General features: G+C 60.7%; 10 protein-coding genes. 9 read left to right on the forward strand and 1 reads right to left on the reverse strand.

What is annotated here, in order from left to right; genetic code table 11:
• The first annotated feature begins 90 nt into the window (after positions 1-90).
• Positions 91-1,584 (forward strand): YifB family Mg chelatase-like AAA ATPase, encoded by a 1,494-nt coding sequence (locus ACA054_RS31220; RefSeq protein ID WP_497687547.1) that lies wholly within the window; start codon positions 91-93, stop codon positions 1,582-1,584.
• A 6-nt stretch (positions 1,585-1,590) separates the two neighbouring features.
• Here the strand turns inward: ACA054_RS31220 and ACA054_RS31225 are convergent, their stop codons facing one another.
• Positions 1,591-2,802, reverse strand: a complete 1,212-nt coding sequence (locus tag ACA054_RS31225; protein WP_497687548.1) for an aldose 1-epimerase family protein — start codon at positions 2,800-2,802, stop codon at positions 1,591-1,593.
• Positions 2,803-3,067: 265 nt separating this feature from the next.
• Between ACA054_RS31225 and ACA054_RS31230 the strand changes: the two genes are divergently transcribed.
• Genes ACA054_RS31230 through ACA054_RS31265 form a run of 8 tightly spaced genes read left to right on the forward strand, consistent with a single transcriptional unit; the run spans position 3,068 to position 16,696 of the window.
• Entirely contained in the window at positions 3,068-4,435 is a 1,368-nt protein-coding gene (locus ACA054_RS31230) for an SrfA family protein (protein WP_497687549.1), read from the forward strand.
• Positions 4,436-4,452: 17 nt separating this feature from the next.
• Entirely contained in the window at positions 4,453-7,518 is a 3,066-nt protein-coding gene (locus tag ACA054_RS31235; RefSeq protein ID WP_497687550.1) for a virulence factor SrfB, read from the forward strand.
• Positions 7,515-10,226: a putative virulence factor gene (locus ACA054_RS31240; RefSeq protein WP_497687551.1), complete on the forward strand. Its 2,712-nt coding sequence runs from the start codon at positions 7,515-7,517 to the stop codon at positions 10,224-10,226. The genes ACA054_RS31235 and ACA054_RS31240 overlap by 4 nt, the downstream gene beginning before the upstream one ends.
• A gap of 3 nt (positions 10,227-10,229) precedes the next feature.
• Entirely contained in the window at positions 10,230-11,252 is a 1,023-nt protein-coding gene (locus ACA054_RS31245; RefSeq protein WP_497687552.1) for a hypothetical protein, read from the forward strand.
• Positions 11,253-11,263: 11 nt separating this feature from the next.
• Positions 11,264-13,243, forward strand: coding sequence for a vWA domain-containing protein (locus tag ACA054_RS31250; RefSeq protein ID WP_497687553.1), 1,980 nt, complete (start codon positions 11,264-11,266; stop codon positions 13,241-13,243).
• 10 nt (positions 13,244-13,253) lie between these two features.
• Positions 13,254-13,955, forward strand: coding sequence for an ABC transporter ATP-binding protein (locus ACA054_RS31255; protein WP_497687554.1), 702 nt, complete (start codon positions 13,254-13,256; stop codon positions 13,953-13,955).
• On the forward strand, positions 13,939-15,162 hold the full coding sequence (locus ACA054_RS31260) for an ABC transporter permease (RefSeq protein WP_497687555.1): 1,224 nt from the start codon (positions 13,939-13,941) through the stop codon (positions 15,160-15,162). Before ACA054_RS31255 ends, ACA054_RS31260 begins: the two co-directional genes overlap by 17 nt.
• On the forward strand, positions 15,152-16,696 hold the full coding sequence (locus ACA054_RS31265; protein WP_497687556.1) for an SUMF1/EgtB/PvdO family nonheme iron enzyme: 1,545 nt from the start codon (positions 15,152-15,154) through the stop codon (positions 16,694-16,696). Before ACA054_RS31260 ends, ACA054_RS31265 begins: the two co-directional genes overlap by 11 nt.
• Positions 16,697-16,713 lie beyond the last annotated feature (17 nt).

Here is a 16,713-nt window from a genome sequence, read left to right on the forward strand (position 1 = left end):
CGTCCTATCTGTCACCACGCGAAATCCTCATCTCCTGACTACCCTTGAAAAACCCGCAGGAAGCGGCCTCCGTCACCTCAAGGAACGACCATGTCCCTCTCCATCGTCCACAGCCGCGCCCAGGTTGGCGTGGATGCCCCCGCCGTCACTGTTGAAGTCCATCTGGCCAATGGTTTGCCATCGCTGACCATGGTCGGCCTGCCCGAGGCGGCGGTGAAGGAAAGCAAGGACCGGGTGCGTAGCGCGATCATCAATTCGGGGCTGCAGTTTCCGCCACGGCGCATCACGCTGAACCTGGCGCCGGCGGATTTGCCCAAGGATGGCGGGCGCTTCGATCTGGCGATTGCGCTGGGGATTCTCTCGGCCAGCGTGCAGGTGCCGACGTTGACGCTCGATGATGTGGAGTGCCTGGGGGAGTTGGCGCTGTCAGGCGCGGTCCGGGCCGTACGCGGCGTACTGCCGGCGGCATTGGCGGCGCGCAAGGCCGGGCGCTCGTTGGTGGTGCCGCGCGCCAATGCCGAGGAAGCGTGCCTGGCGTCTGGCTTGAAAGTGATTGCGGTGGATCATTTGCTGGAGGCTGTCGCGCATTTCAATGGGCATACGCCTATTGAACCTTATGTTTCCAATGGTTTGCTCTACGCCAGCAAACCCTATCCCGATTTGAATGAAGTGCAGGGACAGCTTGCGGCGAAACGAGCACTGTTGATTGCCGCGGCGGGCGCGCACAACTTGCTGTTCAGCGGGCCGCCAGGGACCGGAAAAACCTTGTTGGCGAGCCGCCTGCCGGGGCTGCTGCCGCCGCTGTCCGAAAGTGAAGCACTGGAGGTGGCGGCGATTCAATCGGTCACCAGTTGCGTACCGCTGAGCCATTGGCCGCATCGGCCATTTCGCCAGCCCCACCACTCTGCCTCAGGCCCTGCACTGGTGGGCGGCGGTTCGAAACCACAGCCGGGCGAAATCACCCTCGCCCATCATGGCGTCTTGTTTCTGGACGAGCTTCCGGAGTTTGAACGCAGGGTGCTTGAGGTGTTAAGAGAGCCGCTGGAATCCGGACATATCGTGATCTCCCGGGCGAAGGATCGCGTGCGGTTTCCAGCGCGTTTCCAGTTGGTGGCGGCGATGAATCCGTGCCCCTGTGGATATCTTGGCGAACCCACTGGGCGCTGCTCCTGCACGCCTGACATGGTGCAGCGCTATCGCAACAAGCTGTCGGGCCCGCTGCTGGATCGGATCGACTTGCACCTGACCGTGGCACGGGAGGCCACGGCGCTGAATCCACCGGTGAAACCGGGAGAGGACAGTGCCAGCGCTGCGTTGATAGTGGCCGAGGCACGCGAACGCCAACAGAAGCGTCAGGCCTGTGCCAACGCCTTTCTCGATTTACCGGGGCTGCGTAAGCACTGCAAGTTATCCACAGTCGATGAACACTGGCTGGAAACCGCTTGTGAACGGCTCAATCTCTCCCTGCGTTCAGCCCATCGACTGCTCAAGGTCGCGCGCACGCTGGCGGACCTTGAACAAGCCGACGGAATCAGACGCGAACATTTGGCCGAGGCGCTGCAATATCGGCCGACAACGCTCTAGCCGGCGTCACCCCTTGGTCAGATCAACCAACGGCGCCTGCCGCACCTCAGTCTCCCGCCCACCCTGAATCTCGCTCACCTGCTTCAAGGCCTTATCCACAGCCACCTTATCCGCCAATAAGCTGTAGCTGATGTGGAACTGCTTGTGTTCCTTCGGCTCAATGGTCGGTACCAGGTTCAGTGGCCGCTGATAACGGCGGTTGTAGGAAAAACTTGTGCCCGGCTCCAGCCCCGTGACATAGCCCTGGCCTTGGGTATCGGTGTTTTTCCACAGGGAAAACACGGGCAGTGTCTGAGTGTTGAAGCCGACCGAAACCCCCAGGCTGCCGGCCTTGTTATGCAACACGGTCAACGTTTCACCCTTGGCATCGGCATACGGCACCACGTTGTAAACCGTTTCGTCGTAGTCCTTGGTCGGTGCGCGGTAGGTTTGCCAGTCCGACAGATCGCCTTTGGCTTTGTCGTTGAACGGTGAGACCTGTTTCACCGGCGCGGCGAAGCGGGCACCCTGTTCCAGGAAGGGCGTGCTGAAGTTGCTGTGATACAGCGCCTGGTATTCCTTCGGATAGTCACCGTTGTTGGTCAGGGTGTCGTTGAGAGCGAACGTTACGCTGCCGGGTTCGGTGACCAGTTCGGTCGCCACGGAGAAGTCGACTTTCTTGAACGCCTGCTCTTTCAGTTCGCCGCGCAAGGTGATGGCGTACGGTGGTTTTTCATCGATGTGCAGGGTGACTTTGTTCGCAGGAATGTTGGCTGCCCGACCGTGCAGGGTCAGCAGTTCGCCGTTGTCGACGCCGGGGTGGCCGACCCATTCGTAGCCGCAGCGGGTGACCAGCTCATTGAAACCTTCCAGCCAGCCCAGACCACCGCGGCCATTGAGTTCGATGAAGGACGGATTGACCACGTCCTTGACTGGCGAATCCCAGCCCATGCGCACATTACCGACCGACGCCTGCAGCACGTTCATCCCGCGAGTCGGCACCACCGAGAGTTTCATCGTGCCGTTATCGATGTCGACGATGCTGACGCCCTCTTGCCGACCGCCGTGCAAGGTACGAAGTGTCACGGAGAAGGGTTGGTCGGTTTTCACACCGAGTTGCTGGCTGGTGATCTGCCAGTTTTGCGCGGCTTTGTCGCTGTCGAGCAGGACGTAATCCCAGGCCATGGCGTGGGAGGCGGACAGCGCGCCAAGGGCAACGAGGAGTTTGAGCGGGGACATGGGAAAGCCTTTCTTGGAGTTGTGCACTTTTTATAGCGCTGATGAAACGATTCAGCAAGCATAAAAAGCCCACGCCCGAGCCTTCCAAAGCCAATTAAAATTGACCTTATGCAACCTCCGCACGCTTACGTTAGTCTCATGAGGTTTGAACCTCCGGCAGATTGACGGCGACATCATTATGGCATCATTGTCATCCGCCAAATGCAGGAGCAAGTGCAGACACATTTGTCTGTTATTTTTGCGCAACGGATCGTATGGAGTTTGAATGCGCGGGGCACTATTACGCAGCGGTAAGAGCGGGTCATTCACTGCCCTCGGCGAAACAGGTCAACCGGTCTACCGGGCAGCCCTGCAATTGCGCGAAGCCATTCGCCGCAAGAACCCCGATTTGGTCGATCATCTGGCCATCCCTCAAAGCGATGAGCTCGGCAACCAGATCGATTGGTACAGCGCCCTCGACGGCGATGTGATTCCGTGGAGCAGCGCGACCGAAGAAGAACGCGCCCCTGCCCGCCGCCAGCTTGAAGCCCTGAAGACCGCGCTCGAAGAATTGAGCCAGCGTTTCCTGGGTACTGACTCCGCCGACCAGCAGCAAGGCGACAAAGCCGTGTTCGGCAAGCTACTCAAGCGCGTGATTCATTTCCCGGACGAAAACTTCGTCTACCTGGTGCAAGGCAAACCGGTGCTGACCTTCTGGGGTTTCGAGCATGCCGGTACCGGCAATGGCGATCCCTTGCACTGCCTCTATCAGGTCCCGCCCGCATTCACTCTGCCACCCGTGGTCGAAGCGCCTGCTGTTGCGCCCGTTATGCCGGTGGTAGCGCGTCCATGGTGGCGTCGCTGGTGGTGGCTGTTGCTGCTGCCGCTCCTGCTGCTGCTTTTGTGGCTATTGCTCGGCCTGCGCGGTTGCGTCCCGATTCCGTTGGTGGCGGTAGATTTGCTGCCTGAGGGCATCGTGCCGGTGGAAAAACAGCTGGAAGAGCCGCCACTGACCGGCAATGTCACGACACTCAACAGCGTTCCGGTGACAGGCACCGTTATAGGCTCCACCACTGGAACCGGCACCGCCGTGACCGGAACACAGGGTGTGGAAGCGCCGGCCGTCGAGGGTAATGAGGCTGACACAGCACCCGCCGACTTGACCAAGGACCCAGCCAAAGACCCGGCAGCCGAATCCCCAACCGCGCCACCCGAAAACAAAACCGCGCCGCCGGATATCACTTCGCCCGAGGCAGAAAAATCCGCCGCCGCAAAACCCGGCCCTCCCCTGAGCATTCCGCCAGACGCCGCCGACGGTGCCGCCAAGTTCCTCGACGGTCAGTACAACGCAGGCGCCGGGATACAGGACCGCCGGACCGGCAAGCCGCTGCGTCTGGAATACCAGCTCAAGGACGGTAAAGGCCAAGTCACCGTGCACCAGGCCGACGGCTCCAAATGCAGCGGGCCGGTGAGCGCTACTATGAAGGGTGGCAGCCTGGCCATCGACAGCCAGGGCCAGGCCGTTTGCGGCGATGGCAGCACTTACGACATGCCCAAGGTCAGCTGCCGCAAAGGGGCGACCACGGTCGCGGACTGCACCGGCGGTTACGGAAAAGATCAATTCCCCATGTCCATGCGGCAAGTGGCCGAATAAAAACGGAATAACCCGACATGTTGCCTGAAGTCACTCAATTCGAAGACACCGTCACGCTGGTCAGCGACACCGGCATCCAGTTCATGGATTTCGCCCTGCGCCTGGATCCCCGCAAGGAACCGGCGGGCGAGTTCGCACCGATGATCAGCGGGCTGATATGCCGCTTGGCGTACAACGAAGAGAAAGACTTCTTTTTCTACGAGCCCGAACCGGAAAAGGTCGAAAAAGCCAAACCTGCGTTCAGCGTCGACATGAAAAGCAGCCTCGATTTGCTCGACGGTATCTGGCTGCCGACCCCGTTTTTCCGCTTCATGCCGCCGCATCGCTTCGACGAAGGTCCAACCAACTGGTCGCGCATGCGCCTGGTGAAACTGGCGACTCCCGACATCGACGGTAATACCCACCGCCTGACGATGGCGTTCGACAGCCGTGTGATGCCCAAGCGTGACGGCACTGCATATCTGGCGCCGAACGAAGAAGACATCAGCTCCGGCGTGTCTTTCAAACTGGCGACCAAGGCTAGCGAAACCCGCTGGTTTCTGGCGCAGCCGTGGGTCAACGAGTGGTTGCTGGAAGTGTTCAACGAAGGCAATGCCCACCGTTCGCGCGCAGAACTGGATATCGATATCCGCGCCAACCATCACCTGGCGCACTACCTCAACTTGCTCAGCCTGTTGAGCAAACCGTCAGCCGCCCAGCAGTCGAAGGCCCGGGCAAAAGTTGAAATCCCCGAGCTGAAAGTGGTCGCCAACGACAGCAATGGCCTGGTCAAACCGATTCCCGTGGACCTGGTGCTGGACGTCGGCAACTCGCGCACCTGCGGCATCCTGATCGAAAACCACGGTCAGGCCGGCTCCGGGCTGAAGCAGAACTACGTGCTGGAACTGCGCGACCTGATCACCCCCGAACACACCTACAATCTGCCATTCGAAAGCCGCGTGGAATTCGCTCAAGCGTACTTCGGCAAGGACCACTGTTCGGTCAAGAGCGGGCGCCACGACGCGTTCCAATGGGCGACGATTGCCCGCGTCGGCAATGAGGCCAGTCGTCTGGCCAGTCGTCGTCGCGGCACCGAAGGCTCCACTGGCCTGTCCAGCCCGAAACGCTATCTGTGGGACGAAAACGCCTATGGCCACGGCTGGCGTTTCAATTGCTCGTACATAAAGACCGATAACGAGCCGTACGCCACCGCCGCGCCGTTCTCGCACCTGATCAACGAAACCGGCGAGGCGCTATACAGCCTCGAAGAAGACGATCGTCTGCCCGTGTTCATGCCGCGTTATTCACGCAGCTCGCTAATGACCTTCATGCTCGCCGAAGTGCTGGCCCAGGCGCTGTCGCAAATCAACAGCCCGGCCCAGCGCTCGCGTCAGGGGCACACCCGCGTACCGCGCCAGCTCAACAGCATCACCCTAACCGTGCCGCCGGGCATGCCGCAGGCCGAGCGCAGCATCCTCAACGAACGCATGCTGCAAGCCATCGGCCTGGTGTGGAAAAGCCTCGGCTGGCATGCCGGCGAAGAAGATCCACATCAGGATCAGGCCGTCAGCCCGCGCACGCCGATCCCGAGCATCCGTGTGGAATGGGATGAAGCCTCCTGCGGCCAGTTGGTGTACCTGTACACCGAGGTCAACGAGAACTTCGCCGGTCATCCGGAAGAGTTTTTTGACACCATCGCCCGGCCAGACAAAACCGACCGTGAACGCATCACTCTGGCAACCATCGACATCGGCGGTGGCACCACCGACCTGGTGATCACTGACTATCGCCTCGACCGCGCGGGCAATACCGGCAGCGGCAGCAACGTGCACATCGTGCCCGAGCAGCGCTTTCGCGATGGCTTCAAAGTGGCCGGCGACGACATCCTGCTGGATGTGATTCAGGACTTCATCCTGCCGAGTTTCGAAAAAGCCTTGCAGAACGCCGGCGTGAAAGCTCCGGATTCGCTGATGTCACGGCTGTGTGGCGATGAATCGGTCAGTGCCCAGGACATGATCCTGCGTCAGCAATTGAACCTTCAGGTGTTCGCCCCGCTGGGCCTGGCGCTGCTCAAGGCGTACGAACATTACGATCCGCAGGTCCCGGAAGAAGTCATCCCGCAAAGCTACCGCCATTTGCTCGGTGACAACGCAATCAGCCAGACCGTACTCGACTACGTCAATGCCGCCGTGCGCCGCGATGTCGGCGCTCAGAGCGGTTTCGACCTGTATGCCGCGCCGATCAGCTTCGGCCTGCAAAAGCTCCACGCCGCGTTCCTCAACGACCAGATCAACATCACCAAGATCCTCGGTGCGCTGTGTGAAGTGGTCGCGCATTACCCGTGTGATGTCTTGCTGCTGACCGGCCGCCCTTCGCGCCTGCCCGGCATCCAGGCGTTCATTCGCAAGGTGCTGCCGCTGCCACCGGGGCGCATTCTGGCGCTGCAAAATTACCGCACCGGCGGCTGGTATCCGTTTCACAAGAACGGCCGGATCGACGACCCGAAAAGCACCGCCTCGGTCGGCGCCATGCTCTGCCTGTTGTGCGCCAACCACAGCGTACCGAACTTCTACTTCCGTGCTTCGGCACTCAAGCCGTATTCGACGGTCAAGCACATCGGTGTCATCGACCTGAACAACGTGATCAAGGATGCCGACGTGCTGTACCGCGACATCCAGTCCGAAGACTACAAAATCAAGCTGCCGGAAATCGGCACAGGCGACGCCGCCGACACGCCACAGCTGGAAATGCGCGGCGATCTGCGCCTCGGTTTCCGTCAGTTGGCCACTGAACGCTGGGCCGCTTCGCCGTTGTATACCTTGCGGTTCACCAAGGCGGGTCGGGAGAAGTTTTCCCGCGCAATCGGTGAAAACGGCAGCGCGCCGCTGCTCAAGGTGCGGTTCGAGGTCAAACCGGCGGACAAATACACACGCAAGCAGGATCTGGTCAGCGACCGCCTCTCGGTTCGCGACATCGAATCCAACAGTAACAACGTCAACTTCAACCCGCGCAGCGACCTCGAGCTGGAACTCAACACCATGCTCGACGCCGGCCTGAGCGAGACCAAGTACTGGCTCGACAGTGGAAGTGTGAAACGCAAATGAATGACCTGACCCCCGATCAAACTCAGCTCTCTGCCAGTTGGGCCGCTGTTTATGAAGGCGCCGGTCAGGCGCTGGACTGGATAGACCAGACACGCGGCAATGCACCGCGCCTGGACAGCGAAGCCGACAACTTGAACATCCGCCTGCACCGCGCCCGCAATCTGGCTCAAAGCCTGGGTCGCGTGGCCTGCACGCCGATGACCATTGGCTTTTTCGGATTGTCCCAGGCCGGCAAGTCCTACCTGATTTCGGCCCTCGCCGCCGGTCAGAACGGCAAGCTGGAAACCGAATTCGGCGACCAGCGCCTGGACTTCATCAAGCACATCAACCCAGTGGGTGGCGGTAAGGAAGCCACCGGTCTGGTGACGCGTTTCAGCCGTCGGGCGACGGAAAGTCAGGACAATGACTTCCCGGTAGAACTCACGCTGTTCAAGGAAATCGAGCTGGCGAAGATTCTTGCCAACGCCTGGTTCAAGGATTTCGACCTTGAGCGGATTTCCTACGAGATCGATGAAGAACGCATCCAGCGCGTGCTCAAACCGTTCGAAGGCCGCGAAACCGGGCCGCTGCAAACGGGCGTCAACGCCGACGATCTGGTGTCGCTGTGGGATTACCTGCGCGATAACTTCCGCAACTCGGTGAAGAAGCTTGAGCACCTGTACTGGCCCAAAGCGTTGGAATTGGCGCCACGCCTGAATTTCCAGGAACGGGCGGAGCTGTTTTCGATCCTCTGGGGTGAACAACGCGAGTTGACGCGCGTGTACCAGCAACTGGCCGGCGCGCTGCACAAGCTGGGGCTGCCCGAGACCGTGTTCGCACCGTTGAAGGCCTTGGTGAGTTTCGAAAACGACACCTATAGCCAGCGCGACAGCATCATGAACGTCGACATCCTCGAACGCTTCGGCAGCCCGCTGGACTTGCCGATCGATGTTCGACCGCTGGCAGGCGATCGCCTGCAAAACAGTCAGGCGATTCCTGTCGCGCAATTGGCAGCACTGACCGCTGAAATGACCTTCCGCCTGATCGAAGCGCCGGTGGATGACATCGTCAATCAGGTCGACCTGCTGGACTTTCCCGGTTATCGCGGACGCCAGAAACTGCACGAGATCGCCGATTCCAACGACCCGCAATCCACCGCCAAGGACAACTCCGTTTCCCAGCTGATCCTGCGCGGCAAGGTCGCCTACTTGTTTGAACGCTACACCGACAACCAGGAAATGAACGCACTGGTGGTCTGCACCAGTTCGACCAAGCAGAGCGACGTCAACGACGTGGGCCCGGTGCTGACCCGATGGATCGAAAAAACCCAGGGCGCCGACTCGGCCGCTCGCAGCAAGCGCGATACCGGTCTGATCTGGGCGCTGACCATGCTCGACCTGCGCATTACCAACTCCCTGAGCCTGACACCGGATCAGTACGACGAGAGCTGGAACGGCATGGTCAAGCTGACCATGCTGGAACGTTTCGGCAGCCTGAGCTGGATGAGCGACTGGGCCGGCACACCGTTCCAGAACACCTATTTGGTGCGCAAACCGCGTATGGACGCGGCGTTCATCGGGCAAGATCCGACCGGTGCAGAAACTGGTCTCAATGCCATCTATCAGGAGCGTGTCAGCGCGCTGGGCACTAGCTTCGCCAGCAACGCCCTGGTGTGCAAACACATCAAGAACCCGGCCAACGCCTGGGCAGAAATGCTGCGCAACGATGACGGTGGCATCAGCCACTTCAGCGGCAGTTTCAAAGGCGTGGCCAATATCGAATTCAAATTGCAGCGTATCCGCGAGCAATTGAGCGAATGCCTCGAAGGCCTGACCACTCACGGCCTGAGCCCCTGGTACCACGCCGACGGCGACGGTGCCGCCGCCGCCAAGAAAGCCAAGTCACAAATGATTTTGACGGGACTGGGCCGTCGTCCGGCAGTGCTCGGTGAGTTGATCGATCAACTCAACATACCGAGCGAAGAGGTGCGCGACCTGTATCTCAGCGGTGTGTACGAAACTGATGACGAGCCCGCCGTGAACGACGAACCGGCTGCCCCGACACCGAGCCAGAGCCTGTACGGCAACGACGCCGGTTTCGATTTCGATTTCGCTGACGACCTGAGCCACGACGCGCCGGTCAGCAGCAAAACCGGCACCCCGGCGCCCGAGTTGCAAAGCAACGAGCACCGATTTGCCAAAGCGGCGTTCAAGGCCTGGATCGCGCACCTGCGTGAACTGACCACGCGGCAAAGCCTGCTTAATTTGCTGGGGCTGGAAAAGGCCTTGCTGGAAGCGGTGGTCGATGAACTGATCACCGCTGGCTATCGCCAGGACTTGCCGGGGCAACTGAGCCGCGCCGTCCTCAAGCGCGCACAAAGTGGCGCGCGGCGCGATCAACTGGTCGAGCGCCAAGTACTGGAAGTGCAGCGCGTGCTGCGCGATTTCGTGTCCTGGTTCGGCTACCTCCAAAAACCGGTGAACGAGCGTCCGAACAGCCGCGCCGGTGCCAAGGAGCCTTTGTTTTCGTTCTACACCGACATTGGCCCGGGACAAGTGCCCGTACTGCCGGCGCAACCGGCGAATCAGGCGCAACGGTACCTGGGCGACTGGCTCTCGGGCCTGGCCTACATCACGCAGGACAATGCCGGCCATGGTGCCGGACGTGAAATCACCCCTGAACAGAACGAACGGCTGGGCCAAGTGCTCACAGCCTTCGCAGCGAGATAAGCAATGCCCATTCGTGTCGACCTGCTCGCGTTAGAGCCCAATGTGCCTGGCCAGGCCCGCCTCACTGTGAAGAAATGGCAGGGTGGTGAGGAACAGCTGGAGTTTTCCATTCAGCGTAACCAGGACGGTTTTTACCTCCAGGACCACAAGGCCTGGAGCAACAATCCATTCTGGTTCAAGGTCTCGTGTTTCAACGTCACGGCCAGCGGCGAAGGCCTGGAAGCTCAGGTCGGCCCGGACGTGGTCGACCCGCTATTGGAAGGCGGCACCAACTCGCAGTTCCAGATCGAACTGCGCGAACAGAGCCAAGGCCACGCCGATAAAGGCGTGGTTCGCCCAGGCGTTGGCGTGCTGCCGTCCACGGCCGGTGGCCAGACCCGTTCGACTTACGGCAGTGCCGAACTGACGGCGCCGAGCGCACCGGTACCGGAGATCCCGGAGATCCCGGATCTACCTGAATTGACCCTGTCCACCGTCGAGCCAGAAGTGGAGTTGGAGTCGGTGCTCACCGAGCCTGCCTATTCGCCGCCTCCCGCACCGGTGAAGAAAAGCAACAAAGGCCTGATCGGTCTGTTGATTGTGGTGTTGTTGCTGGCAGCGGGCGCCGGACTCTGGTTCTACAAACGCACCCCGGCCCCTGCGGTTGCAGCCACCGCCGCCGCACCCGTCGGCGCCGACGCTCAAGCCTGCACCCTCGACAGCATGAACAGCCTGCCCGAATTGACCTTCGTCCAGACCTGCATCAAGGCCGCACCCGACAGTGCCAAATTGCTGGAGATCATCAACCAGGCCAAGGCCAGCAAGCACTGCGGCGTCGCCCAGCGACTGTACGCCAACCGTGCCCAGGCCGGTGACGCGCTGATCGCCAATGCCTATGCCCGCGAATACGACCCTAAATACCTGAAGGCTAGCGAGTGCTTCCCGGCCGCAGACAACGCCACCGCCGCCTACTGGTATGAAACCATCCTCACCCAGGATCCGAACAACGCCGAAGCCAAGCAGCGTTTCGAGGAGTTGCAGAAGTGATGCGTTCGCCCATGAGTCGATTCCTGCTGAGCGGTGCCGCCTTGCTCGCGCTGTGCATCAGCCCGCTGTCCCAGGCCGATGACAAACCGCTGATCCAGGCCGGTAAAAAGACCCTGTTCCAACGCGTGCTGACCACGCCGGGCTGCAAAGTCAGCTCGACGGCGGGCGGTGCGGCAGGCGACGCACAACCAGTCTTCAGCCGCTTTTATGTGTACGAGCGCGCCCAGGCGAACAACGCTGAGTGGCTAAAAGTCGGCCCCGACAGCTACGGCAAAACCATTGGCTGGCTGCCTGCCAGCTGCACCACCGATTGGAAGATGCAACTGACGCTGGCCTTCACCAACCCGGCCAACCGCGACCGGCTGCTGTTCTTCAAGGACCGCGCCACCGTCGAAGGCATTCTTGATGCACCGGACCCGGTTAGCAAAGTTGCGCCGCTGCGAGCCACGCTGAAAAAGGGCCAGCAAGCACCGGGCGTACTGGCTGAAGAACCTGAATACTTCGTCGACCTGCAAAAGCAGTTCTACCTGCTGCCGGTGCTCAGTGGCGAAGAAGTCATGACCGAAAGCGGTTTCCGCACGCGCCTGCTCAACGTCGCCTCCGTCAGCAAGCCGGATGACAAGAACGCCAAGGGCGGTGCTGCAAGCAGCGCTGCCGGTGGCAAGGAAGCTGAAGACAAAAAGGCCAACCAGCTGAAGGAATTCAGTGCGGCCGTGGTGTTTGTCATCGACTCGACGATCTCGATGGACCCTTACATCGACCGCACCCGCGAGGCGATCCGCAAGGTTTACCAGAAGATCGAAGCGCAGAATCTCGGCAAACAGGTCAAGTTCGGCCTGGTGGCTTTCCGCTCCAACACCCAGGCGGTGCCAGGGCTGGAATACACCACCAAGATGTACGCCGACCCTACCAAGGTGAAAGACAGCGCCGACTTTTTCGCCAAAATCGCCGACCTCAAACAGGCCACCGTGTCGAGCAGCAGCTTCGATGAAGACTCGTTTGCAGGCGTCATGGAGAGCATCGACAAGGTCGACTGGAGCCAGTTCGGCGCGCGCTACGTGGTGCTGATCACCGACGCGGGCGCCATCGAAGGCGACGACAAGCTGTCGAAGACCGGTTTGAGCGCTGCACAGGTGCGAATCGAAGCCGCCAACCCGGGCGTGGCGATTTACACCCTGCATCTGAAAACCCCGGCCGGAGCCAAGGACCACGCCAAGGCTGAAGCGCAATACAAGAACCTGTCGACTTACCCGGGCACCAACACCTCGCTGTACTACCCAGTGAATGCTGGCGATGTGCAGGAATTCGGGCGCAAGGTTGACGCCCTGGCCGGGGCGATCACCACACAAGTGAAAGCCGCCTACATGGGCGAAGACGCCATCGGCAGCGCGGCGAACGCCAAGCAGGATCCGGCCGAGAAGAAAATGCTCGAAGACGCGGCACTGATCGGCCACGCCATGCAACTCGCCTATCTCGGCGAGAAGACCAACAGCAAGGCCCCGCCAGTGTTCAAGGCGTGGATCACCGACCGTGACCTGATCAAGCAGAACATCCCGACCACCGACGTGCGGGTGCTGCTGACCAAGTCACAGCTCAGCGACTTGAGCGACGTGATGAAGCAGATTCTCGATGCCGCCAACGAAGGCCTGATTTCGCCGACGGAAATGTTCGATCGCCTGCGCTCGGTGGCGGCGACCATGGGCGCCGATCCCAATCAGCTCAAACAGAACAGCAACGCCAAACTGGCGGACATGGGCGTCCTTGGTGAATACCTCGAAGACCTGCCCTATCAGAGTGAAGTGCTGAACCTGGATGAAGAGACCTGGAAGAGCTGGGATGGTCTGGCGCAAGAAAAATTCATCCGCACGCTGAACACCAAACTGCGGCATTACCAGCGTTACAACGCCGATGTCGACCGTTGGGTAGCTTTAGCCAAAGACAGTGATGCTCGGGACAACGTCTACCCCGTGCCACTGGAAATGATGCCTTAACGAGACGCCGATGCTCGATATCAAGAACCTGCTGGTGCGCCGTGGTGAAGGCGCACAAGCCCATCACGTGCGACTGCCGCACTTGCAGGTCGGCGTCGGAGAAATCCTCGCCATCACCGGTGAGAGCGGCAGCGGCAAAAGCACGTTGCTCGAAGCCATCGGCCTGTTGCTCGCGCCGGTGGAACTCGAGCGCTTTCGGCTGGGCCCGACGCACGCTCAGGATATTGCCCAACTGCTGGCCACTGACGACCAGCCGGCGCTCGCAGCGGTGCGTTCACGGCACTTGGGATTCATTTTGCAAAGTGGTGGCTTGCTGCCGTTTCTGAGCGTGCGTGACAACATCAGCCTGCCGCGCCGTTTGCTCGGGATGCCGGTGAAGAGCGATCACATCGACCACGCCGTTGACGTGTTGCGCCTGCAAGGGTTGCTGGATAAACAACCTCAGGCCTTGTCGATTGGCGAACGCCAGCGCGTGGCCTGCGTTCGGGCAATTGCCCATGAACCGCTGCTGCTGTTGGCCGACGAGCCGACCGCCGCGCTCGACCCTCACAGTGCCCGGCGTTTGTTCGAGTTGCTGCTGAGCCTTGTGTCGAGCATGGGCCTGAGTGCGCTCGTTGTGTCCCATGACTGGGCCTTGCTGAAGGATTTCGGCTTGCCTCGACTCGGTGCTGTCAGCCATCAGGGAGAGACTCTGTTTGAACCGATGGATTGATCGCTTGCGCCTGCTGGGCTCACTGGCGCTGCAAGACCTCTGGCACGACCGCAAGGTCTCGCTGTGCATCGCCGCCTCCCTGGTGGCGGTGATCGCGCCGTTGTTGCTGTTGTTCGGGCTCAAACACGGAGTGGTCAGCCAGTTGCAGGACGAACTGCTGCGCGACCCGCGCAACCTTGAAGTAAAGATGCTCAGCAACGGCAACTACGACACGGCCTGGATCGAGCGTTTGCGCCTGCGCCCCGAGACCGGCTTTGCGCTCGGCCAGACCCGTTCGCTCAATACCCAGGCTGACCTGCTGATCGGCATGCAACGGTTTGTCGAAGGTGCGGAAATCATCGCCACCGAGCCGGGCGACCCACAACTGAACCTGGCGTCACTCAACCCCGTCGGCAATCAAGTGATCCTTAGCGCCAGTGCAGCGCAACGCTTGCAGGCCAAGGCCGGCGACAGCGTGCAGATGCGCGCCTTGCGCCGCCTGGAAGGTGTCAATGAACGCGGCGAGATGACGCTGACGGTGCTGGCCGTGCTCGACGGTGCCCGCTTCGGTCGCGCGGCCGCGTTTGTCGCCCCGCCGTTGCTGCTGGATCTGGAGCGCTTTCGCGACGGTTATCAGGTCAGTGCGTTCGGTATCGCCACCGGCAAGCCTCAGGACAATCTGCAACCGCTGTATGCCCGCGCCCGCGTGTATGCGCGCGACATCGATCAGGTCGCGCCACTGGAGCACTGGCTCAACGAACAACACATCGAAACCTCGAGCCGGCTGGCCGACATCGACAACGTCAAAGCCATCAACCATGTGCTGGGGCTGATCTTCAGTGTGATCGCCGTGGCGGCGCTGATCGGCTGCGTGGCGTCGATGGTCGGCGCATTCCTGGCCAACATTGACCGCAAACGCAAAAGCCTCGCGGTCCTGCGTCTGCTGGGTTTCAAGCGCAGGGCCGTCGGCGGTTTCGTGGTCCTGCAAGCACTCTTGCTAAGCCTGGCCGGCTACGTGGGCGGGCTGGGATTTTATGCAGCGGGCAGTCATTTGTTCGACTATCTGCTCGGCAGCAGCCAGGCCACCGGCACCTTCGTTTGCCACATCACTGTTTGGCATGGCCTGGCCGCCCTGCTCCTGACCTTTTTGGTCGCTGCATTGGTAGCCATGATCGGTGCCCTGCGCGCCATCAACATCCAACCTGCGGAGAGTCTGCGTGAGCTATAAACGTTTTGGCTTGCTGTTGCCCCTGAGCCTCGGCTACATGCTCGACGCCTCGGCGGCGGGCTGGGAAGAGAAGTATTACAACCCGATGCCAGACGCCGCCGACGTGGTACTGCCGATGCCCTGCGAAGGCTCGATGGTGTTTCGCAAGGTGTTCATCCCGGTCGCCGGTCCGCTCGACGACTACCCGATCAACATCGGTCAGGACGGTGCGGAATACGGCTACGTCGAACAGACCCGTCCGACCTTTATCGCCGGCAGTTTTACCGGGGCCAAGAACGACAAATCCCGCTACTACCTGATGGCCAAGTACGAGATGAGTCAGTTGCAATACGCCGCGCTGACCGAAGCAACCTGCCCCACCGCCGCCACCAAAATGCGCTTGCCGCAAACGGCGGTGAGCTGGGTGCAAGCCATCGAGGCCGCCGACAAGTACAACCTGTGGCTTCGCAAAAACGCCGCCGGCAAGCTGCCCAAGGAAGACGGCGCCCAGGGTTTCCTGCGCCTGCCGACCGAAGTCGAATGGGAGTTCGCCGCGCGCGGCGGGCTGGAAGTCGGTGCTGCTGAATTCCGCGACACGCACTACCCGATGCCGGAAGGCATCAACGCCTACGAGTGGTTCGCCGGGGCGCAATCGTCCAACGGCAAAGTGCAATTGACCGGTCTGCAAAAGCCCAACCCGCTGGGCCTGCATGACATGCTCGGTAACGTCGACGAAATGATGTTCGAGCCGTTTCGCCTGAACAAACTCGACCGCCAGCACGGTCAGGCCGGTGGCTACGTCGTCCGTGGCGCAAACTTCCTGACCGCGCAGGCCGACCTGCATACTGCATTACGTAAGGAAGAACCGTATTACAATGCCGAAGGCCAGGTGAAAAACAAGACCACCGGCCTGCGACTGGTGCTGGTTTCCCCGACCCTCACCTCTCGCGAACGGGTCGCCAGCATCGAAAGCAGCTGGAAGAAACTCGGCACCGGCAGCAAGGAAACCGAATCCGCCGACAAAGGCACCGTGCAATCGCTGAACAGCCTCGCCTCGGGCGTCGAAGACAAAGCGCTCAAGGAAAAGCTCCAGGCCCTGGAGAACCAGCTGCGCGCCAGCAACCAGCAGCAGGAAGAAACCCGCGACCAGGCGATTCGCGCCAGCCTCAACCTGGGTGCGTTCCTGTGCACCAAGATGCTCGACGACGGCCAGTACGTGGACTTCCTGCAAAAGAACTACAAGCTCAATTGCGAAGGCACGGATAAAGACGCCAGTTGCGACATGCGTAAAGGCAAGCTCGAGGAGCAAAAGGATCGCCTGCACAAACTCAGCCGTTACTACGCCAGCAGCCTGGTGGAATCGGCTACCTTGTACGGCCAGCCATTGCTTGAAACGCAAGTCCCGGTGATGGAAGAAATCATCACCCGCAATAAACAGCTGCAAGACCTGAAACCTTACTTGCGCACCCACTGGGCCAATCAGAAGGCGTTCCTGCAAAAGCAGAAAATCGACACTGTAGCCTGGCTGACAAGCTGCAAAACCGTCACTCAATAACAACGCGTCAACACCGT

The sequence above is a fragment of the Pseudomonas sp. LBUM1653 genome, from assembly GCF_059716115.1.

What these genes read in the sequence shown, in the direction of transcription:
- ACA054_RS31250 (WP_497687553.1), top strand. Translation starts at nt 11,264, where the DNA reads ATGAGTCGATTCCTGCTGAGCGGTGCCGCCTTGCTCGCGCTGTGCATC.
- ACA054_RS31235 (WP_497687550.1), top strand. Translation starts at nt 4,453, where the DNA reads ATGTTGCCTGAAGTCACTCAATTCGAAGACACCGTCACGCTGGTCAGC.
- ACA054_RS31240 (WP_497687551.1), top strand. Translation starts at nt 7,515, where the DNA reads ATGAATGACCTGACCCCCGATCAAACTCAGCTCTCTGCCAGTTGGGCC.
- ACA054_RS31245 (WP_497687552.1), top strand. Translation starts at nt 10,230, where the DNA reads ATGCCCATTCGTGTCGACCTGCTCGCGTTAGAGCCCAATGTGCCTGGC.
- ACA054_RS31255 (WP_497687554.1), top strand. Translation starts at nt 13,254, where the DNA reads ATGCTCGATATCAAGAACCTGCTGGTGCGCCGTGGTGAAGGCGCACAA.
- ACA054_RS31230 (WP_497687549.1), top strand. Translation starts at nt 3,068, where the DNA reads ATGCGCGGGGCACTATTACGCAGCGGTAAGAGCGGGTCATTCACTGCC.
- ACA054_RS31225 (WP_497687548.1), bottom strand. Translation starts at nt 2,802, where the DNA reads ATGTCCCCGCTCAAACTCCTCGTTGCCCTTGGCGCGCTGTCCGCCTCC.
- ACA054_RS31220 (WP_497687547.1), top strand. Translation starts at nt 91, where the DNA reads ATGTCCCTCTCCATCGTCCACAGCCGCGCCCAGGTTGGCGTGGATGCC.